This window comes from Sediminicoccus sp. BL-A-41-H5, assembly GCF_050632405.1.
Lineage (GTDB): Bacteria > Pseudomonadota > Alphaproteobacteria > Acetobacterales > Acetobacteraceae > Roseococcus.
The window spans coordinates 2,053,924-2,071,262 of the sequence record NZ_CP192601.1 but is presented as its reverse complement, the minus strand read 5'-3'; the positions used below and the strand labels follow the sequence as shown (position 1 = coordinate 2,071,262).

The 17,339-nt window shown below is 72.4% G+C and carries 21 protein-coding genes and 1 pseudogene; 9 read left to right on the top strand and 13 right to left on the bottom strand.

The window, feature by feature from the left end:
• Positions 1-96: 96 nt before the first annotated feature.
• Positions 97-1,068, top strand: coding sequence for a tripartite tricarboxylate transporter substrate-binding protein (locus ACQ860_RS10380; RefSeq protein WP_431303302.1), 972 nt, complete (start codon positions 97-99; stop codon positions 1,066-1,068).
• On the opposite strand, the gene ACQ860_RS10375 is transcribed toward ACQ860_RS10380, so the two are convergent.
• A complete protein-coding gene (locus ACQ860_RS10375; RefSeq protein WP_431303301.1) occupies positions 1,037-2,029 on the bottom strand; it encodes an NAD(P)-dependent alcohol dehydrogenase in 993 nt (330 codons plus the stop codon). The two genes, ACQ860_RS10380 and ACQ860_RS10375, sit on opposite strands and share 32 nt — an antisense overlap.
• A 70-nt stretch (positions 2,030-2,099) precedes the next feature.
• Between ACQ860_RS10375 and ACQ860_RS10370 the strand changes: the two genes are divergently transcribed.
• From ACQ860_RS10370 to ACQ860_RS10355, 4 genes and pseudogenes are all read left to right on the top strand, one after another.
• Positions 2,100-3,011 carry a LysR family transcriptional regulator gene (locus ACQ860_RS10370; protein WP_431303300.1) on the top strand — a complete coding sequence of 304 codons (912 nt, stop codon included), beginning with the start codon at positions 2,100-2,102 and terminating at the stop codon, positions 3,009-3,011.
• Between the two features lie 35 nt (positions 3,012-3,046).
• The gene (locus tag ACQ860_RS10365; RefSeq protein WP_431303299.1) at positions 3,047-3,730 is read left to right on the top strand and encodes a DJ-1/PfpI family protein; all 684 of its coding nucleotides are present in this window, start codon (positions 3,047-3,049) and stop codon (positions 3,728-3,730) included.
• A gap of 53 nt (positions 3,731-3,783) precedes the next feature.
• Positions 3,784-4,395, top strand: a complete 612-nt coding sequence (locus tag ACQ860_RS10360; RefSeq protein ID WP_431303298.1) for a histidine phosphatase family protein — start codon at positions 3,784-3,786, stop codon at positions 4,393-4,395.
• Positions 4,395-4,637, top strand: a pseudogene (locus tag ACQ860_RS10355) (DoxX family protein); the annotation flags it as partial. The gene ACQ860_RS10360 and the pseudogene ACQ860_RS10355, both read left to right, overlap by 1 nt.
• A gap of 164 nt (positions 4,638-4,801) precedes the next feature.
• Here ACQ860_RS10355 and ACQ860_RS10350 read toward each other — a convergent pair.
• The 8 genes from ACQ860_RS10350 to ACQ860_RS10315 all read right to left on the bottom strand — a co-directional run bounded on the left by ACQ860_RS10350 (position 4,802) and on the right by ACQ860_RS10315 (position 10,420).
• On the bottom strand, positions 4,802-5,398 hold the full coding sequence (locus ACQ860_RS10350) for a LysE family translocator (RefSeq protein ID WP_431303297.1): 597 nt from the start codon (positions 5,396-5,398) through the stop codon (positions 4,802-4,804).
• Positions 5,399-5,514: 116 nt separating this feature from the next.
• On the bottom strand, positions 5,515-6,066 hold the full coding sequence (gene rplI, locus ACQ860_RS10345) for a 50S ribosomal protein L9 (RefSeq protein ID WP_431303296.1): 552 nt from the start codon (positions 6,064-6,066) through the stop codon (positions 5,515-5,517).
• Between the two features lie 13 nt (positions 6,067-6,079).
• Positions 6,080-6,976: a hypothetical protein gene (locus ACQ860_RS10340; protein ID WP_431303295.1), complete on the bottom strand. Its 897-nt coding sequence runs from the start codon at positions 6,974-6,976 to the stop codon at positions 6,080-6,082.
• 15 nt (positions 6,977-6,991) lie between these two features.
• Positions 6,992-7,270, bottom strand: a complete 279-nt coding sequence (rpsR, locus tag ACQ860_RS10335; RefSeq protein WP_431303294.1) for a 30S ribosomal protein S18 — start codon at positions 7,268-7,270, stop codon at positions 6,992-6,994.
• A gap of 4 nt (positions 7,271-7,274) precedes the next feature.
• The gene (gene rpsF / locus ACQ860_RS10330) at positions 7,275-7,751 is read right to left on the bottom strand and encodes a 30S ribosomal protein S6 (protein ID WP_431303293.1); all 477 of its coding nucleotides are present in this window, start codon (positions 7,749-7,751) and stop codon (positions 7,275-7,277) included.
• A 170-nt stretch (positions 7,752-7,921) separates the two neighbouring features.
• Positions 7,922-8,191 (bottom strand): hypothetical protein, encoded by a 270-nt coding sequence (locus ACQ860_RS10325; RefSeq protein ID WP_431303292.1) that lies wholly within the window; start codon positions 8,189-8,191, stop codon positions 7,922-7,924.
• Between the two features lie 124 nt (positions 8,192-8,315).
• Positions 8,316-9,497 (bottom strand): hypothetical protein, encoded by a 1,182-nt coding sequence (locus ACQ860_RS10320; protein WP_431303291.1) that lies wholly within the window; start codon positions 9,495-9,497, stop codon positions 8,316-8,318.
• Entirely contained in the window at positions 9,494-10,420 is a 927-nt protein-coding gene (locus ACQ860_RS10315) for a hypothetical protein (RefSeq protein WP_431303290.1), read from the bottom strand. Before ACQ860_RS10315 ends, ACQ860_RS10320 begins: the two co-directional genes overlap by 4 nt.
• 174 nt (positions 10,421-10,594) lie before the next feature.
• Between ACQ860_RS10315 and ACQ860_RS10310 the strand changes: the two genes are divergently transcribed.
• A complete protein-coding gene (locus ACQ860_RS10310; RefSeq protein WP_431303289.1) occupies positions 10,595-11,941 on the top strand; it encodes a bifunctional heptose 7-phosphate kinase/heptose 1-phosphate adenyltransferase in 1,347 nt (448 codons plus the stop codon).
• 15 nt (positions 11,942-11,956) lie between these two features.
• On the opposite strand, the gene ACQ860_RS10305 is transcribed toward ACQ860_RS10310, so the two are convergent.
• Positions 11,957-12,307, bottom strand: a complete 351-nt coding sequence (locus ACQ860_RS10305; RefSeq protein WP_431303288.1) for a hypothetical protein — start codon at positions 12,305-12,307, stop codon at positions 11,957-11,959.
• An 88-nt stretch (positions 12,308-12,395) separates the two neighbouring features.
• On the opposite strand from ACQ860_RS10305, the gene ACQ860_RS10300 reads away from it, so the two are divergent.
• Positions 12,396-12,542, top strand: coding sequence for a hypothetical protein (locus ACQ860_RS10300; RefSeq protein WP_431303287.1), 147 nt, complete (start codon positions 12,396-12,398; stop codon positions 12,540-12,542).
• A 6-nt stretch (positions 12,543-12,548) separates the two neighbouring features.
• Here ACQ860_RS10300 and ACQ860_RS10295 read toward each other — a convergent pair whose 3' ends face one another.
• Entirely contained in the window at positions 12,549-13,514 is a 966-nt protein-coding gene (locus ACQ860_RS10295) for a Bug family tripartite tricarboxylate transporter substrate binding protein (protein WP_431303286.1), read from the bottom strand.
• 123 nt (positions 13,515-13,637) lie between these two features.
• Here ACQ860_RS10295 and nudC point away from each other — a divergent pair, with 123 nt between their 5' ends.
• Together nudC and ACQ860_RS10285 are read left to right on the top strand one after the other, a co-directional pair.
• Entirely contained in the window at positions 13,638-14,561 is a 924-nt protein-coding gene (nudC, locus tag ACQ860_RS10290; protein ID WP_431303285.1) for an NAD(+) diphosphatase, read from the top strand.
• Positions 14,558-14,839, top strand: a complete 282-nt coding sequence (locus ACQ860_RS10285) for a phosphoribosylamine--glycine ligase (protein ID WP_431303284.1) — start codon at positions 14,558-14,560, stop codon at positions 14,837-14,839. Before nudC ends, ACQ860_RS10285 begins: the two co-directional genes overlap by 4 nt.
• Before the next feature lie 132 nt (positions 14,840-14,971).
• Here the strand turns inward: ACQ860_RS10285 and ACQ860_RS10280 are convergent, their stop codons facing one another.
• Positions 14,972-15,982, bottom strand: a complete 1,011-nt coding sequence (locus tag ACQ860_RS10280) for a cytochrome d ubiquinol oxidase subunit II (RefSeq protein WP_431303283.1) — start codon at positions 15,980-15,982, stop codon at positions 14,972-14,974.
• A 6-nt stretch (positions 15,983-15,988) separates the two neighbouring features.
• Positions 15,989-17,335, bottom strand: coding sequence for a cytochrome ubiquinol oxidase subunit I (locus ACQ860_RS10275; RefSeq protein WP_431303282.1), 1,347 nt, complete (start codon positions 17,333-17,335; stop codon positions 15,989-15,991).
• Between the last annotated feature and the right edge of the window lie 4 nt (positions 17,336-17,339).

The window sequence follows — 17,339 nt, the reverse complement described above, 5'->3', positions numbered from 1 at the left end:
GGAACCACGCCATTGCGGGAGGCTTCCCCCGTGCCGCGCGGCGGGCCAAGCTTCACGCCGAAGCCGGGCCAACCGGCGCCGACACGGGAGACGACCATGCAACGCCGCCAGCTGCTGACCGCCGCCACGCTTCTCGCCACGCCGGGCCTTGCCCGGGCCCAAGCCGGATGGCGGCCGGACCGGCCGATCCGCGTCGTCGTGCCCTTCGCGCCGGGCGGTACCACGGATGTGGTGGCGCGCATCATGGCAGAGCCCGTCTCGCAGATCATCGGCCAGCCCTTGGTGGTGGAGAACCGGCCAGGTGGGGCAGCGGGGCTGGTGGGGACGGATTTCGTGGCGAAATCCACGCCCGACGGGCACACCATCATCGTGCACAGCAATGGCCACGCCATCGCGCCCGCCCTGGTGGCGCGCATGCCGTTTGACCCGGTGGCGGATTTCGCGGGCGTCAGCATGTGCGGGCGGGTGCCGCAGGTGCTCTGCGTCAATCCGCGCCTGCCGGCGCAGAACCTGGCGGAGCTTCTGGCGCTGATCCGCGCCAATCCGGGGCGGTATCACTTCGCCTCGGCGGGCATCGGCACGGCGGTGCATCTCGGCGGCGAGATGTTCCGCGCGGTCAACCGGCTCGACATCGCGCCGGTGCATTATCGCGGTGGCGGGCCGGCCATGCAGGGGGTGATCACGGGCGAGGCGCTCTTCACGGTGGACCCGATCGCCTCCGCGCTCGGGCATATCCGCGGCGGCAATGTGCGGGCGCTGGTGGTAGCGGGTGCGGAGCGCGCCCCGACGCTGCCCGACGTGCCCTCGGCGAGCGAGCTGGGCATGCCGGAATTCGCGGTGGATGCCTGGATCATCGCCATGGCGCCGGCGCGGACGCCCGCGCCCGTGGTGGCGGCGCTGAACGCGGCCTTCGCCCAGGCGCAGCGCCAGGCGGCGCAGCGTCTGGCCGAGCAGGCGGTGATGCCCATGCCCGACCTGAACACGCCCGAGCAGATCATGGGCTTCGTGCGCAGCGACATGGCGCGGTATGCGGCCGTCATGCGGGGCGCTGGCATTCGGCCGGAATGACATCCAGGACCAGGGCGCCCTGCTTGCGCCCGGAATCCACCAGGGCGTGCGCGGCGGTGATCTCGGCGAGCGGCATGCGGTGGCCGATCACGGGGCGGAGCGCGCCCTGCGCGGCCAGGTCGCGGATGGTGAGCAGGTCGGCCTGGCGGCCGGGGGCGTAGCCGCAAAGCACGCGCGGGCCGGGGCGCAGGCGCGTGGCCAGCATCGCGCCCAGTTCGCGCGTTGCGAAATTCACGAAGACGTGGCGGCCCTGTGGCGTGAGGATGCGACGCACCGCGCGGAGGGATGTGCCGCCGACCGTGTCAAGCACGATGTCGTATCTGGCGCCTTGCGTGGTGAAGTCCCCGGTCTCGCGGTCCAGCACCTGCTGCGCGCCCAGATCGCGCAGCCGTGTGGCGTGTCGCGCGGAGGCGACGGCGGTGACGGCGAGGCCGAAATGCCGTGCGAGCTGCACCAGATAAACGCCCACCGCGCCACCCGCGCCATGGACCAGCACGCGCTCGCCGCTGCGGGCCTCTGCCACGTCGCGCAGGAAGACCAGCGCGGTCAGCGCGCCGAAGGGCAGGGCGGCGGCTTCGGCGTGGCTGAGGCCGGCGGGCTGGCGGGCGACGCAGCCGGTTTCGGGCATGGTCAGGTATTCCGCATGCGCGCCGCGCGGGGCCAGGCCGAAGGCGCGATCGCCGATGGCGAAGCCGGTGACGCCTGGGCCGAGTGCCTCCACCACGCCCGCGAATTCCATGCCTGGAATGGGGTGGCGCGGCCGTGTCAGGCCGTAGATCAGGCGCAGCGGCAGCCAGAAGATCCCCGCCCCGCGGCAGCCGCGCAGCCGGGCATCGCCGGAGGTGACGGTGCTGGCATGGACGCGGATGCGGATCTCGCCCGGGCCGGGCGTGGGCATCGGCGCTTCGCCGAGGGTGAGGCTTTCGGGCGGGCCATAGCGGCGCCAGAGGGCGGCTTGCATGGCCCAGCTCTAGGCCCCGCCCATGCATGCGGAAATTGCGAAAATCCGTATTTCCTTTATGCGTTTTCGCATGGATTGGCGCAGCGCCCGCTTCGACTGGAACCACGCAAGGGCCTTCCTCGCGACGGCGGAGGAGGGCTCGCTGTCCGCCGCGGCGCGCACGCTCGGCATCACGCAGCCCACGCTGGGACGGCAGGTGGCGGCGCTGGAGCGGGAACTGGGCGCGGTTCTGTTCGAGCGTGTGGGGCGCGGGCTCAGGCTGACGCCGGGGGGCGAGGCGCTGCTCACGCATCTGCGCGCGATGGGGGAGGCGGCGGCGCGCTTCTCGCTGGCCGTGGCCGGGCAGTCGGAGCGCATCGAGGGGCGCATCCGCATCACCACCACGCATGTCTATGCGGCGCATCTGCTGCCGCCCGTCATCCTCGCGCTGCGCGCGCGGCATCCGGGCATCGAGGTGGAGATCGTCGCCGAGAACAGGCCGACCGACCTGCTGCGGCGCGAGGCGGACATCGCCATCCGCAACTATGCCTCGACGCAGCCCGACCTCGTCGTCCGCAAGCTGCGCGATGATGCGGGGCATTTCTACGCGACGCCCAGCTATCTGCGCTCGATCGGCGAGCCGCGCGATGCGGCGGCGATGGCGCGCGGCGTCTTCATCGGCTTCCCGACGCCCGAGACCATGGCGGCGGCTTTGCAGGCGCGGGGCTATGCGCTGACGCCCGCGCATTTCCCCCTCACCTGCGAGAACCATCTGGTGCAGTGGGAGTACGTGAAGCAGGGCGCCGGCATCGGCCTGATGACCGAGGCGGTGGGCGATGCCGAGCCCCTGGTGCGCCGCGTGCTGCCGCGGGCGCCGGCCATCCGCTTCCCCATGTATCTGGCCGCGCACCGAGAGCTGCATGCGAGCCGGCGCATGCGCGTGGTGTTCGACGCGCTCGTGGCTGCCCTGGCGCGGACCCCCATGGACGATGCCTTGCGGTGACGCCACACTCGCGCCCTTCCCAGGGAGCGACGCGCATGGCCCATCTCAACATCGGCAGCCTGATCTTCGATGACCTTGATCAGGTGGACCTCACCGGCCCGCATGAGGTGCTCTCGCGCCTGCCGGATTCGACCTGGAAGATCTACGCCAAGACCATGGCGCCCGCGCGCGACATGAAGGGCCTGCGCATCCTTCCCGACGCCCTGCTGGAGGAGGCGCCGCAGCTCGACGTGCTGCATGTGCCGGGCGGCTTCGGCGTGGATGCGGCGATGGCGGACCCCGTGATTCTCGAATGGGTGCGGCGCCAGGCGCTGGGCGCGCAGGCGGTCTTCACCGTCTGCACCGGCGCGCTGTTGCTGGGCGCCACCGGCCTCTTGCGCGGCAAGCGCGCGACGACGCATTGGGCGAGCCACCACATGCTGCCGATCTTCGGCGCCACCGCGGTGAATGAGCGCGTGGTGGAGGACGGCAAGTTCGTGACGGCCGCCGGCGTCACCTCGGGCTTCGACGGCGCGCTGCATCTCGCGGCCAAGCTGCGGGGCCCCGAGGTGGCGCAGGGCATCCAGCTCTACATGCAGTATGACCCCCGCCCGCCCTTCGATTCCGGCACGCCGGAGACGGCGCCGGCCGCTCTCGTCGCTTCCACCCGCGCCGCGATGTCGGCAGTGCTGGAGCGGCGCGAGAAGGCGGTGCGCGCGGTGGCGGCGGCCTTCCCCTGAATCATTCCAGGGAAGGATTGCGAGGCGGTAATCCTTCCCCCATCTGGGGTGGCATGATCCGCCGCCTTACCCTTTTCGCCCTGATCTTCCTCGGGATGGACATGCCGGCCGCGAGGGCCGAGCCCGGGCTCCTCGCCGCTCTGCGCGAAGGGGGGCTCGTCATCTTCCTGCGCCACACGGAAACCGGCAGCACCGCGCCCGACAACCTGACCGCCGTGATGGGCGACTGCGCCACGCAGCGCAACCTGGACGAGACCGGCCGGGCGCAGGCGGTGGCGATCGGCACGGCCTTTCGCGAGCTGGGCATTCCGGTGAGCCGGGTGCTCTCCAGCCCCTTCTGCCGCACGCTGGAAACGGCGGCGCTGGCCTTTGGCGGCGCCGAGACGGAGAACGCCCTCTCCCTGCCGCGCCACCTGGATGAGGCGGCGCATCGCGAGATGGGCGAGGCGCTGCGCGGCCTGCTGCCCGAGCCGGGCTTCGGGGGCAACTGGGTGCTGGTCGGCCATTCCTACCACATGATGCGCGCCGGCGGCCCGGCGCCGCAGCCGCAGGGGGCCGCCGTGGTGATGCGGCCCGAGGGGCAGGGGCGCTTCACCGTGCTCGCCATCCTGCCGCCCGATGGCTGGACCCGGCTCGCACGCCAGCGTTTCGCCGAGGCCCGCTGATGCCCGCGACCGCCCCCTATGCGGCGCTGCTGCTGCGCGTGACCATGGGCGTGCTCTTCCTTGCGCACGCCTTTGTCTGGAAGATCTGGACGGCGGGGATGGTGCATGTCGTCCCCTGGTTCGTCAGCCAGGGCTATCCGGCCTGGTTCGCCTGGTTCGTGACGGGGCTTGAGGCGCTGGGCGGCATCCTCCTCATCCTGGGCTGGCAGACGCGCTGGGTGGCGCTGGTGCTGGCCGGGCTGATGGCGGGCATCGTGCGCCAGCAATTCGGCAATGGGTGGATCTACAGCTCGACCCATGGCGGCTGGGAATATCCGGCCTTCTGGACCATGGCGCTGATCTCGCTGGCGCTGCTGGGGCCGGGGGCTTTTGCATGGCGGGGGGGGGGGCCGCCAGGGCGTAGCCGTCAGCCGAGGGCCAGCGGCAGAAGGCTGAGCACCAGCAGCACCGCCATCACGATGTTGAAGGCGCGCAGGCGGGCGCCCTGGCCCAGAACATGCCCCGCCGCGCGGCCGATCCAGGCCCAGAAGAGCAGGCAGGGCATGGAGACCAGCGCGAAGACCGCCGCGATCACCAGCGCCTGCGGCAGGATGGGCTGGCCGGGCACGGTGAAGGCCGGCAGGGCGGCGAGGGCGATCATCCAGGCCTTGGGATTCACCCATTGGAAGGCGGCGGCGCCGAGGAAGCCCAGCGGCGGCCGGGCCGGCGCATCCGGCGTGGCGCCCACCGGCGCGCTCGCGATCTTCCAGGCGAGCCAGAGGAGCCAGGCGGCACCCAACGCCTGCATCGCCCGGTGCAGGCCGGGAAGCTGGGCGAAGGGCAGGCCGAGGCCGAGTGCCACGGCCACGATCATCGCCGGGAAGCCGAGCGTGATGCCCAGCATGTGCGGCATGACGCGCGCGATGCCGAAGCGCGCGGCGCTGGCCGTCACCATCACCGTGTTGGGGCCGGGCGTGCCGGAGGTGGCGAGCGCGAAGCCGATGAGGGCGAGGGCCTGATCCATGCCCCGAGCCTCGCTGGCGGCGGGCCGATATGTCAAATGCACTGACGTAATGGTGCTGCCCAAGAAAAAGGGGGCCTCGCGGCCCCCTTTCCCATCTCTTCGCCGTGGCGAAGGGATTACTCGCGCGTGGCGGCGCCCAGCTCGGCGACCAGCTCGTCCTCGAGGGTGATCTCCTCCTCGCGGGCGATCTCCTCGCCACGGGCCTGCTTCTCGGCCTCTTCCGGCGAGCGGGCGACGTTCACGACGACGGGGAGCATCACCTCGGGGTGCAGCTCGACGCGGACCGTGGTCAGGCCCAGCAGCTTGATCGGCGCATCCACCAGCACCTGCGAGCGGTGCACGGTCAGGCCGGCGGCGGTGCAGCCATCGGCGATGTCGCGCGCGGAGACGGAGCCATAGAGGTTGCCGCTCTCGCCGGCGGAGCGGATGAGGACGATGGAGAGGCCCTCCATGCGCTCGGCCACGCGCTCGGCCTCTTCGCGGCGCTTGAGGTTCTGGGCCTCGAGCTGCGCGCGGTCGGCCTCGAAGCGGGCGAGGTTCGCCTTGGTGGCGCGCACGGCCTTGCCGCCGGGCAGCAGGAAGTTGCGCGCGTAGCCGGGCTTCACCTTCACCAGCTCGCCCATCTGGCCGAGCTTGTCCACACGCTGCATCAGGATGAGTTCAATCATGGCACGCCTCAGATCAGGTTTGGGGCGGCATCGCGCGCCGCCGAATTTGGTCATAGAGACCCACGCCGACCATCAGCGGGGCCATAATCTGGAGAAAGAGCAGCATCAGCAGGTAGAAGCCGATGAGGAAGGCGAAGCGCCCGGGGCGCCCGCGCAGCAGCCGGTGGATGCTGGCGACGCCGAGCAGGAAGACCGGAACCAGCAGCAGCAGCATGGCGGAGAGGGCCACGGCACCCCCCACCAGCGCCCAGAGGACCAGGCCCACCAGCGGCAGCGGCAGATACCAGCTCGGCAGGCGAAGATCCTCGGCCGGCGGGGTGGCGTGAAGCGCCAGGCCCTGCCGGGTGAGAAGGTTCTGCGCCGCCGCGCCATTGCCGACCATCAGCAGCGACATCCAGAAGCCGGCGGCCGCCGCCTTCACCTGCGCGATCTGCCCCACCATGCCCTCGGGCATCGCGATGCCCATGCGGCGCACGCCCATCTCCACCGCGGCCCGCATCTCGCCCTCCAGGTCGGAGACGGAAGCCGCGAGCAGCCCCAGCACCACCACCGGCCAGATGCCGAGGATGGCGAGCGGGAGGGAGAGGTCCATGCGCCCCGCCTGCACGGAGGTGGCGGTGATCAAGGCCACCGGCACGCCGAAGACGGCGAGGAAGACCGCGAGCCCCAGCAGGGAACTGCCGAAGAGCACGGCGATGGCCGCGATGCCGATGGCGAAGATCGCCGTCCGCGCGCCGAAGGCGAAGCCCGCCGCGAAGAGCGGCAGCGGCGTCACCCAGAGCAGCATGCCCCCCAGCGGCATCCCGCGCATCGCCCAGAGGGCGAGCACGGCCGCGCACAGCCCCGCCGCACCCGCCGCGAGGGCGCCGGGCTGGCCGAAGACCCCGCCTGGAGTTGCGCTCTGTGCCACCGGGCCGCCTCGGTGTCAGTCGTTGATCACGTAGGGCAGCAGGGCCAGGAAGCGGGCGCGCTTGATGGCGTTCGCCAGCTCACGCTGCTTCTTGCCGCTGACGGCGGTGATGCGGCTGGGCACGATCTTGCCGCGCTCGCTCAGGAAGCGGGACAGGAGGCGCACATCCTTGTGGTCGATCTTCGGCGCCTGCGGGCCCGAGAAGGGGCACGACTTGCGGCGGCGATAGAAGGGGCGGCGCGCGCCGACGGCGGCGCGGCGATTGGCGATGTTGGGTTCGGCGGTTTCGCTCATCGGCTCACATCTCGTCGTTCAGGTTGAGGTCCATCTCGTCGCGCGGACGAGCCCGGAATTCCTCACGATCGTCACGGCCACCGGCGGCACGGCCCGAGCCGAAGCGGCCGGCGGGCTTGGGCCCACGGAAGCCGCGCTCGCGGTCACGGTCATCGGCGCGCTTGGCGAGGATGGCGGAGGGCGCCTCGGGGTCGATCTCCTCGACGCGGATGGTCAGCTCGCGCAGCACATCCTCGTTCAGGCCGAGCTGGCGGACGACTTCCTGCATGGCGGCGGCGGGGGCGTTGATGCCGAGGAGCATGTAGTGCCCCTTGCGGTTCTTCTTCACCTTGTAGGCGAGGCCGCGCAGGCCCCAATACTCGCGCTTGACGACGGCGCCGCCGTGCTCGCCGAGGGTCGTGCCGATATTGTCGGCGATCGCCTCGACCTGCTGCTGGGTCACGTCATTGCGCGCGATGAACACGCATTCGTAGAGTGGCATGATCTCTCCCTATGGCTGCTCAGCCCTGGCGGCCGACGGGGATCGTGGCGCGCAAGCGGGCATAGCCGCGGGCGTGCCAACGCCGGCGGCAGGGTGGCGCGCATAAAACACGCCAAGGCCGGCGAGTCCATGGGGGAAATTCGCCCCGCAAGCCTGCCATGCGCGGGCGCTTAGCGGCGGCGCGCCTTCCGGCCGGCATCCACATAGGTGCAGCCATGCGGCGGCAGGTCGCCGGGAAGCACCTCGATCTCCGGCGCCTTCTCGGGCCATTCGGCGCGGGGAATCTCAAGGCGGGCGGCGGGCGGGATCCGCATCCAGACCCAGCCATCCATGGGCTCGCCCGCGCGCCAGGTGAGCTTCAGCGGGCGGCGGCCGCGCCGAGGGATGATGATGTGGCTCTCGGGCTGCTGCTGGAGCCCGTGCAGTTCGGTCCGGGGCATGTTCGTCTCCTGTGCGCCGTCCTTGTGGCATGGGGCCGCCCGCCGCGCGTTGAGGCGCTGCAAACCGGGCGCCTTCAGCGTGCCTCCAGCATCTTGCCTTCAGCGTGCCTCCAGCATCTTGCCTTCAGCGTGCCTCCAGCACGCGGCCCATGAAGCGGGTGATGCCGCGCTGCCAGCCCCAGGCGATGGCGGCGGGGCTGTCGGCCCCGGTCAGGATCACGCTGTCGCGCCGGGCGGGCAGGGCGGCGTCCAGCCGGGCGCGGGCGGCGGCGTCGCCGGCCAGCAGCGCGGGCGTGAAGCGCAGGCGGAGCTGCAGCCCGTCCAGCGCCGCCGGCCGTAGCAGGCGCAGCAGATCCGGTTCCGCCTCATCCAGGGCGAGGGCCCAGCCGCGTGCCCCGGCCAGGCGGCGCAGCAGGGCGAAGCCGGCCGGATCGGCCAGGACATCCGCCGCGGGGATGCCGAGCAGCACCCGGCCGCGCCCGGCCGGGCCGAGCAGTGCCTCCAGCCGCAGGAACTCCGTCTCCAGCACGCTGGCGAGGCTGAGCGGCAGGCAGGCGTCGCCCAGCGCCCGTGCCTCCTGCGGGCGGGCCAGCTCGGCCAGCATGCGGCGCTCGGCGGCGATGCGGAAGCGGCGGGCCAGCGGGGGGGCGGCGGTGATGTCCCGCCCCGGCAGCACGGCGGCGGCGAGGTCGGGCAGGAAGGGGCGCAGCTCGGTGAAGAGGGGCAGGGGCTCGGCATCGCCGGGGGCGAGGCGCCAGATGGCCTGGCGGCGCAGATAGGCGGCGAGGTTGGCGGTGGCGAGCGCGCGGGCCGCCGCATCCATCTCGGCCGCGCCGGGTGGCGGCAGGCCGCTGGGCGGGGGCGGGGCGGGCTCCTGGCCCGGGTCATCCAGGCCGAGGGCGGCCTCGACCACGGTCAGCAGCCGTGCCGCCTCGGCCGGCAAACGCATCACCGGCAGCAGAGTCTCGGCCGGGATCTCGGGCAGCAGCCGGGCCAGGCCGCGCCGCGTCTCCTCCAGATGGTCGCCCGGCGGGGGGGAGAGGGCGACGAGGTCGCCGCCCGGCAGCTCATAGAGGCGGGCGCGGGTGGGCCGCAGCAGCGGCTCCAGCGCCTCGCGCACCAGGCGGTCGTGCCGCGGCTCGCGCAGGCGGGCCGGGATGAGGGAGAGGCGGACATGCAGCACGCGCCGCTCCACGCCGGAATTGACGCAGTCCCGGGCCAGGGCGGCGAGCGCCATGGCATCGCGCGAGGTGGCGGCGAGCTCCGGGGCGGCCAAGGGCGGCGGCAGGGGGGAGAGCGCGTTCATGCCACGCCCTCATGGAGAATCCCCGGCATGCGGCACCAGGCGGGCACCGGCCGGCCGAGGGCGATGAGGCGGGCCGGCAGCAGGGGCGGCGGCGCGGCGGCGGCGGGGATCACCCAGGTGATCTCCGACAGGTCCATCAGGGCGGGAGCGGCGGCGTCATTCGCCAGCAGGCCGATCGCCCAGCCCGCCGCGCGGAGCCCCTCGGTGGTGCGGGCGAAGGCGGCCGGGGCGGCGAGGGCGGAGAGGGGCAGCAGCGCGAGCGGCCCGTCCGGGTCGCCGGGCCGGCCGGCCCGCAGCGCTCCGCCGGAGAGCCCCGCCAGCGGCAGGTCCAGGATCAGGCGCAGGCCGGGGCGCAGCGGCGGAAGCTGGCCGCGCGCCGCGGGGTCGGTCAGGGCGGAGAGCAGGCGGCGGCAGAGCGCCTCCCGCGCCATGGCCTCCAGCTCGGGATCGTCGAGGCCGAGCGGGGCGGGGCCGAGGCGCTGGGCCACCGGCGCGCCACCCGCGCCGGTGGCGAGCAGGGTGAGGCGCGCGGCCTCGCCGATCGGCAGCCGCGCGACATGCGCCTCCAGCGCCGCGAGGCTCCAGGCGGGGGCGGGCGGGGCGAGGGCGGCAGCCTCGGCGCGGGTGGCGAGGGGCTGTTCGGCCTCGGGCAGGGGGAAGGTTTCGGGCGGCAGGCCGGTGAGATCCGCGATGGCCTGGGCGGCGCGCCGGGCGGGGGCGGGGGTGGGGGTCAGCAGCAGGTCCGCGCCCGGCAGCGCCAGGACCTGGCCGCCGCCCAGCACCGCCGCCTCCTCCAGCAGGGCGCGGGCCACGCGGCGGGCGCCGCGCGGGCCCCGGGCGGGCTGCAGCACCGCGAGCGCGCCGGCCGGCAGGCCAGCGACGGCGCTGCGCCAGGCGGGATTCTGCGGGGGCGGGTTGGTCATGCGGGCGGCACCTCCTGCGCCAGAACAGGGGGATACCGGCCCAAGGCTTAATCAATCTTTAGGCGCCCCCGATCACCATGATCGTCACAATCTGTTGCGGTCGCCGCCCCGCCTGGGCTACCCAAAGGCGACATGCCAGCCAGGTTGCCCCCCGCCTCGACCGGACGAGACGCCGTGACGCCCGCCCAACTGGCGGATGCGGTGCGCGCCATGGCGCGCGGCGCCGTCCTCGTCGTCGGTGATGCCATGGTGGACCGCTACGTCCATGGCCATGTCAGCCGCATCAGCCCCGAGGCGCCCGTCCCTGTCCTCACCGTGGAACGCGAGGTCGTGCTGCCGGGCGGCGCGGGCAATGTGGTCCGCAACCTCACCGCGCTGGGCGCGGCCGTCGCCTTCGTCTCGGTGGTGGGGGACGACAATGCCGGCAGCGACCTGACGGGCCTGATCGGCGGTCAGCCGCGGGTCGAGCCCTGGCTGCTGGTGCAGGGCGGGCGGACGACGACGACCAAGACGCGCTTCGTCTCCGGCGGGCAGCACCTGCTGCGGACCGACCGCGAGCAGGCGGCGCCGATCCATCCGCGCCTCGCGGACCGGCTGGTGAAGATCGCCTCCGACGCGGTGGCCGCGACGACCACGCTGGTGCTGTCCGACTACCGGAAGGGCGTGCTGGCGGGGGATATCCCCGCGCGGCTCATCGCCTCGGCGCGCGCGGCCAATCGCCGCGTGGTGGTGGACCCCAAGGGCGGCGACCATGGCCGCTTCGCCGGCGCCGACCTGATCATCCCCGAGCCCGAGGAACTGGCCGGTGCCACCGGCATGCCGGTGCATGACGAGGCGTCCGTCGCGCTGGCGGCGAGCCACCTGCTGCGCGCCCATAATTTCCGCGCGGTGCTCGTGCCGCGCGCGCCGGACGGCCTGACGCTGGTGGAGCGCGAGGCGGATGGCAGCGAGACGGTGCGCCATTTCCGCGCCGAGGCGTCCGAGGTGCATGACCCGGCGGGCGGCGGCGATGCCGTGGTGGCCGTGGTCGCGGCCGGCCTCGCCACCGGGCTTTCGCTCGCCGCCGTGGCGCGGCTGGCGGCACTCGCGCTGGGCATCGTCAGCCGCAAGTCCGGCATCGCGCCCGTGCGGTCGGAGGAATTGCTGGAAGGCCTCGCGCCGGGCCGCAGCGCCATGCGCAAGCTGGTCTCCCTGCCGCTGGCGGCCGAGGTGATCGAGCGCTGGCGGCATCGCGGCTGGCGGATCGGGCTGCTCCAGGTGAATGGCGCGCCCTGCCCCGAGGCGATGACCGAGCAGGCGCGCCGCTGGTGCGACCGCCTGCTGGTGGGCGTGCAGGATGAAGGCGAGATGGCCGGGCTGATGGCCGCGCGCCCCGAGGTGGACCTGGTCGCGATCGGCGCCGACCATGGCGGCGAGGACCTGCTGCGCCTGCTGCGGCCCGACGTGCTGGTGGCGCCCACGCCCAATGAGGCGCTGGCGGCGCTGCTCAATGAATGGGGCGGCGAAGTCCGGGCGGTCTGAACCGGGGCCGCCGGATCACGGCCGCCGGACCGCCTCCATCCCCGTGACCAGCATCACCTGCTGCGAGCGCCGGCAATCGGGTTTGCCCTGGCAGGTGGGGTGCGGCACGCGGCCCGGCTTCCAGCTCAGCGCCACCCGCTGGCCGAGGAGCGGGCCGGCCTTCTCGCACATCTCGAACTCCGCCATCCAGCTGCGGCTTCGATTGGCGTCGTCCCGGATGCGGAGGTAGCAGGCGACGTCGCCGGCTTCGGCGCCTTGCAGCAGGCCCTGCGCGGGGGGCGGCACCTCCTGCGCCGCCAAGGGCCGCGCCATGGCGGTGCCGGCGAGAAGAAGCAGGGCGAGCCCCGCCGCCTTGATGGGATGCATGCGAAAATCCCCCTCGTGGTCGAGGCCGCCAGCGCAGCGCGAAACGCGGGTTCGCGCAACCTGTTGCGCGACCCGGCGTTGCCCCCGCATGACCCCCGAGGACAAGCCGCGCACCATCACCACCGACGAGGCGCGCCAGGGCCAGACGGTCCGCATGACGCGCTACGTGCTCGGCTTCGGGCTGGTGCTTGTGGTGATCGCCTTCGTGGCCGCCTGGGTGTTCACGCCGGGATGACCGCCCTCAATCCAGCACGAGGCTGAGCGAGCGGACGACCGCGCCATAGGCCTCGCGCTCCCCGCGCTGCAGGGCCAGCAGCGCGGCCGGGCTGGTGGGTTCGGGTTTCGCGCCCTGGGTCCGCATCACCTCGATGAAGGAGGGGGCCCGCATCGCCTCATGCGTGGCGGCGACGAGGCGGGCCAGCACCGGCTCGGGCGTGCGGGCGGGGGCATAGAGCGCCTGCCAGAGGCCCATGGGCATGTCGAAGCCCTGCTCCTTCAGCGTCGGCACCTGGGGCAGGAGTTCGAGGCGCTCGGGCGCCACGGTGGCGATGACGCGGATGCGGGCGTCGCGCGCGAAGGATTCGGCATTGCCGGCCCCCAGCATCATCACGTCCACCTGGCCATTCATCATCGAGAGCACGGCGGCAGGCGGGCCGCCGAAGGGCACGTGCAGCATCTCGATCCCCTCGCGCTGGGCGAGGCGGAGGAAGGCGAGATGCGGCGTGCTGCCCACCCCCCAGCTCGCATAGGTGAGCTGGCCGGGGGCGGCCTTGGCCGAGGCGATCAGGCTCGCCATGTCGGTCACCTGCGGGCGGGCGGGGCCGGCGATCATGGCGAAGGGCACGCTGGTGACGAGGCTGATCGGCGCGAAGTCGCGCTCCGGATCATAGGCGAGGCGGCGATAGGTGAGCGGGTTGATGGATTGCGTGTCCACGATGCCGAGATAGAGCGTGTGGCCGTCTGGCGCCGCGCGTGCCACGGCGGCCGCCCCCACGCCACCGCCGGCGCCGGGCCGGTTCTCCACCACCACCGGCTGGCCGAGCACGGTGGCGAGCGGGGCGGCCAGCGCGCGGGCCACGATGTCATTCGTGCCGCCGGGCGGGAAGCCGGAGACGATGCGGACGGAGCGGTCGGGGAAGGCCAGGGCCGGGCGGGCGGCGAGAAGCGCCGGGGCCGCGAGCAGGACGCGGCGGGTGGTCATCGTCATGCGGTGCATCCCTTCGAGGGTGCGACCGGCGTCTCCGGGCCTGAGGGTCGCTTGGCGCCGCGCCCTGGGTCAAGTCCGCGGCCCGGGATTTCCGGGCGCGCGCATCCGCGTTAGGCTCGGCCCATGCTCATGATTCCCGCCAGCCGCGCCAATGTTTACACCGGCAGCCCGCTCGACCGCTGCTCCGGCCAGCGGGACGATGAGGGCTTCATCACCGCCGCGCTGGCCGATGAGGCGGCGCTCTTCGTGCCCGTCTGGCGCTCGCGGAGCCTGATGCTCGGCGTGGAGCAGGGCCGGCCCGAGGCGGTGCTGCTGAGCCGCGGCGGGGCCGAGGCGGTGCGCATGGCCGGCGGGCCCTGGGCCTTTCTCGGCCTGTGGGACCAGCGGCCGGTCTTCGCCGTGGATTGCTCGCACGCCGATGACCCGCTGCCGCTGCTGCCCGAGGGGATGGGCGGCTTCTCCGACCTGCGCGGCGTGGCCGGCCTGCTGCCGGAGGGCGAGGCGAGCGTGCTGGCCCATGCGCGCGGCCTGATGCATTGGCGGGTGAAGAACCGCTATTGCGGCGTGTGCGGCTCCGTGACCGAGCCGCGCAGCGCGGGCAACGCCCTGCAATGCACGGGCTGCGGCGCGCAGCATTTCCCGCGCACCGACCCCGCCGTGATCATGCTGGTGGTGCGCGGCGATGCCTGCCTGCTCGGCCATTCGCATCGCTTCCCGAACGTGACCATGTATTCGACGCTGGCCGGCTTCGTGGAGCCGGGCGAGAGCTTCGAGGAGGCGGTCCGGCGCGAGGTGATGGAGGAGGCTGGCATCCTGGTCGGCCATGTGAGCTATCATTCCTCGCAGCCCTGGCCCTTCCCGGCCTCGATCATGATCGGCTTCCACGCCGAGGGGCTGAGCGAGCAGATCACCATCGACCCCGACGAGCTGAAGGATGCGCGCTGGTTCACGCGGGACGAGCTGCGCCGCCACCAGGAGCTTGGTTTTTCCCTGCCGCGCGCGGATTCCATCGCGCGGCGCCTGATCGAGGATTGGCTTTCGGCATGAAGATCCTGCCCCGCCTTGCCGCTCTGCCGCTGCTGGCCGCCTGTGGCGGGCTTGAGCCCGTGGCGGCGCCCCCCATCATGAATGACCCGGCCTGCCGCGCCGAGGCGACGCGCGGGCCGGAGCGCGATGCGGCGCGGGCGTCGAACTTCACCAACCAGACGCAGGTGCGCTTCCTGCAGAACCAGGAGAACGAGGCGGAGCGCCGCCTCTATAATGACTGCCTCCGCCGCCGCGGCCTGCCGACGCCGGGCGGGGTGGAAGCCGTGCAGCGGAGCTGATGGCGCGGGGCACCCGAGCGGCCCTGCGAATGGAAAGACCGCGCTACGAGGATCCGCGCCGGATAGGCGCGGCGGAATGCTTCAGCATTCCGAAGCCAAGCGCGCGGAGCGCGCGCCCGGCGCTTGAGGGCGCTAATAGTATCTCAATTCCCGCGCCTTGCCGCCGAAGATGCGCCAGATGAAGAAGGTGTAGAGCCCGATCATCGGCAGCACGGCGAGCGCGCCGACCAGGATGATCATCAGCGATTCCGGCGCGCTGGCGGCGGCGAAGATGGTGAGCCGCTCCGGCACCACATAGGGCCAGAAGCTGTAGGCGAGCCCCTGGAAGCAGAGCACGAAGATTGCGGCCGTGGCCGCGAAGGGCACCCAGTCCAGGCTGTGGTCGGCCCGCGGGAAGCGGCGCAGGAAGATGTGCAGCAGCAGGAAGAGCGCGCCGGTGGCCAGCGGGATGGGGGCGAGCGCCAGCGTGTCCGGCATGGTGAACCAGCGCTCGAAGATGCGCGGGCTGGCGATGGGCGTGGCCGCGCTCACCGCCAGCACGCCGGCCCAGCTGACATAGAGGGCGCGGCGCGCCCAGCGGGCGGCGAGCAGCTGCATGTCCCCCTCGCCACGCCAGACCAGCCAGCAGGCGCCGATCAGCGCATAGGCGGCCACGGTGAAGAGGCCGGTGAGCATGGCGAAGCCGAAGGCCAGCCAGCCCTCGGCGAAGCCCAGGATGTAGCTGCCGAGCATCCAGCCCTGGCTGAAGGCGGCCAGGATGGAGCCGCCCTGGAAGGCGATGTCCCAGCGCGGCTTCTGCGCGACGGGCGCCTTGGCGCGGAACTCGAAGGCCACGCCGCGCAGGATGAGGCCCATCAGCATCAGCGCCACGGGCACGTAGAGCGCGGTGAGGATGATGCCGTGCGCGGCCGGGAAGGCCACGAGCAGCAGGCCCACGCCCAGCACCAGCCAGGTCTCGTTCGCGTCCCAGAAGGGGCCGATGCTGGCCACCATGCGGTCCCGCATGGCCTCGTCGGTCGTGCCGCGCAGCAGGATGCCGACGCCGAGGTCGAAGCCGTCCAGCACGGCATAGAGCAGCATGGCGACCGCCATCAGCACCGCGAAGGTGATGGGCAGCCAGGCGCCGGGAGGGAGGGTTTCCATCGCGCCTTACTCCGCCGGCAGGGGCTTGAGGGGGTCGTTGCCGCCGAGCTGCTCGGGCTCGGGCGCGGCGGGGCGGCGGGCCAGGTGCATCAGCGTCAGGATATAGGCCAGCAGCAGCGCGGCGTAGAGCGCGAGATACATGATGAGCGAGCCGAGGATGGTGGTGGCCGCGACCGGGCCGGCCGCCTCGCCCGTGCGGAGTATGCCGGTGACGAGCCAGGGCTGGCGGCCGATTTCCGTCACATACCAGCCGGCGAGGGTCGCAACCCAGCCGGAGAAGGTCATCACCACCAGCGCGCGGGCCAGGGTGGGCGTGATGCCGCGCTTGCGCAGCGTCCAGACCCCCCACCAGGAGACGAGCAGCATGAGCACGCCGACGCCGACCATGATGCGGAAGGCGAAGAAGACGGGCGCGACCGGCGGGTGGTCATTGCCGAATTCGCTGATGCCCTTCACCTCGCCATCCAGCGAATGCGTCAGGATGAGGCTGCCGAGCAGGGGGATCTTGATCTCGTACTTGTTGGTCTGGGTCTCGGCATCCGGCACGGCGAAGAGCACGAGGCCGGGGCCGCGCTCGGTGTGCCAGATGCCCTCCATGGCCGCGATCTTCTGCGGCTGGTGCTTCAGCGTGTTCAGGCCGTGCATGTCGCCCGCGAACATCTGCACGGGGATGAGGATGGCGCCCAGCACAACGCCCGTCTTCAGCGCGCGCACCACGCCCGGCGAATGGTCGCCGCGCAGCCAGCGCCAGGCGGAAAGGCCGGCCATGAGGAAGGCGACGGTAAGGCCCGAGGCCAGCATCATGTGCGCCAGGCGATAGGGCATGGAGGGGTTGAAGATGATCGCCATCCAGTCCGTCGCGTGGACCACGCCCTCGCGGATCTCGTAGCCCGTGGGCGTGTGCATCCAGGAGTTCAGCACGATGATCCAGAAGGCCGAGGCGCTGGTGCCGCCGGCCACCAGCAGCGTGGCCAGCGTGTGGATGCGGTTCGGAACACGCCCGTAACCGAAGAGCATGACGGCGAGGAAGGAGGCTTCCAGGAAGAAGGCGGTCAGCACCTCATAGGCGAGCAGCGGGCCCGCGATATTGCCCACGCGCTCCATGAAGCCCGGCCAGTTGGTGCCGAACTGGAAGGACATGGTGACGCCCGAGACGACGCCGAGCGCGAAGCTCAGCGCGAAGACCTTCACCCAGAACTTGTAGGCGTCCATCCAGGCGGCATCGCCCGTCTTGTCGAAGCGCAGCTTGAGGAAAAGCAGCACCCAGCCCAGCGCGATGGTGATCGTCGGGAACAGGATGTGGAAGGAGATGTTGGCCGCGAACTGGATCCGGGCGAGGAGGATGGGGTCCATCGTG

Coding starts and splice junctions, on each gene's coding strand:
- ACQ860_RS10380 (WP_431303302.1), top strand. CDS start 97: ATGCAACGCCGCCAGCTGCTGACCGCCGCCACGCTTCTCGCCACGCCG.
- ACQ860_RS10375 (WP_431303301.1), bottom strand. CDS start 2,029: ATGCAAGCCGCCCTCTGGCGCCGCTATGGCCCGCCCGAAAGCCTCACC.
- ACQ860_RS10370 (WP_431303300.1), top strand. CDS start 2,100: ATGGATTGGCGCAGCGCCCGCTTCGACTGGAACCACGCAAGGGCCTTC.
- ACQ860_RS10365 (WP_431303299.1), top strand. CDS start 3,047: ATGGCCCATCTCAACATCGGCAGCCTGATCTTCGATGACCTTGATCAG.
- ACQ860_RS10360 (WP_431303298.1), top strand. CDS start 3,784: ATGATCCGCCGCCTTACCCTTTTCGCCCTGATCTTCCTCGGGATGGAC.
- ACQ860_RS10350 (WP_431303297.1), bottom strand. CDS start 5,398: ATGGATCAGGCCCTCGCCCTCATCGGCTTCGCGCTCGCCACCTCCGGC.
- rplI (WP_431303296.1), bottom strand. CDS start 6,066: ATGATTGAACTCATCCTGATGCAGCGTGTGGACAAGCTCGGCCAGATG.
- rpsR (WP_431303294.1), bottom strand. CDS start 7,270: ATGAGCGAAACCGCCGAACCCAACATCGCCAATCGCCGCGCCGCCGTC.
- rpsF (WP_431303293.1), bottom strand. CDS start 7,751: ATGCCACTCTACGAATGCGTGTTCATCGCGCGCAATGACGTGACCCAG.
- ACQ860_RS10325 (WP_431303292.1), bottom strand. CDS start 8,191: ATGCCCCGGACCGAACTGCACGGGCTCCAGCAGCAGCCCGAGAGCCAC.
- ACQ860_RS10320 (WP_431303291.1), bottom strand. CDS start 9,497: ATGAACGCGCTCTCCCCCCTGCCGCCGCCCTTGGCCGCCCCGGAGCTC.
- ACQ860_RS10315 (WP_431303290.1), bottom strand. CDS start 10,420: ATGACCAACCCGCCCCCGCAGAATCCCGCCTGGCGCAGCGCCGTCGCT.
- ACQ860_RS10305 (WP_431303288.1), bottom strand. CDS start 12,307: ATGCATCCCATCAAGGCGGCGGGGCTCGCCCTGCTTCTTCTCGCCGGC.
- ACQ860_RS10300 (WP_431303287.1), top strand. CDS start 12,396: ATGACCCCCGAGGACAAGCCGCGCACCATCACCACCGACGAGGCGCGC.
- ACQ860_RS10295 (WP_431303286.1), bottom strand. CDS start 13,514: ATGACGATGACCACCCGCCGCGTCCTGCTCGCGGCCCCGGCGCTTCTC.
- nudC (WP_431303285.1), top strand. CDS start 13,638: ATGCTCATGATTCCCGCCAGCCGCGCCAATGTTTACACCGGCAGCCCG.
- ACQ860_RS10285 (WP_431303284.1), top strand. CDS start 14,558: ATGAAGATCCTGCCCCGCCTTGCCGCTCTGCCGCTGCTGGCCGCCTGT.
- ACQ860_RS10280 (WP_431303283.1), bottom strand. CDS start 15,982: ATGGAAACCCTCCCTCCCGGCGCCTGGCTGCCCATCACCTTCGCGGTG.
- ACQ860_RS10275 (WP_431303282.1), bottom strand. CDS start 17,335: ATGGACCCCATCCTCCTCGCCCGGATCCAGTTCGCGGCCAACATCTCC.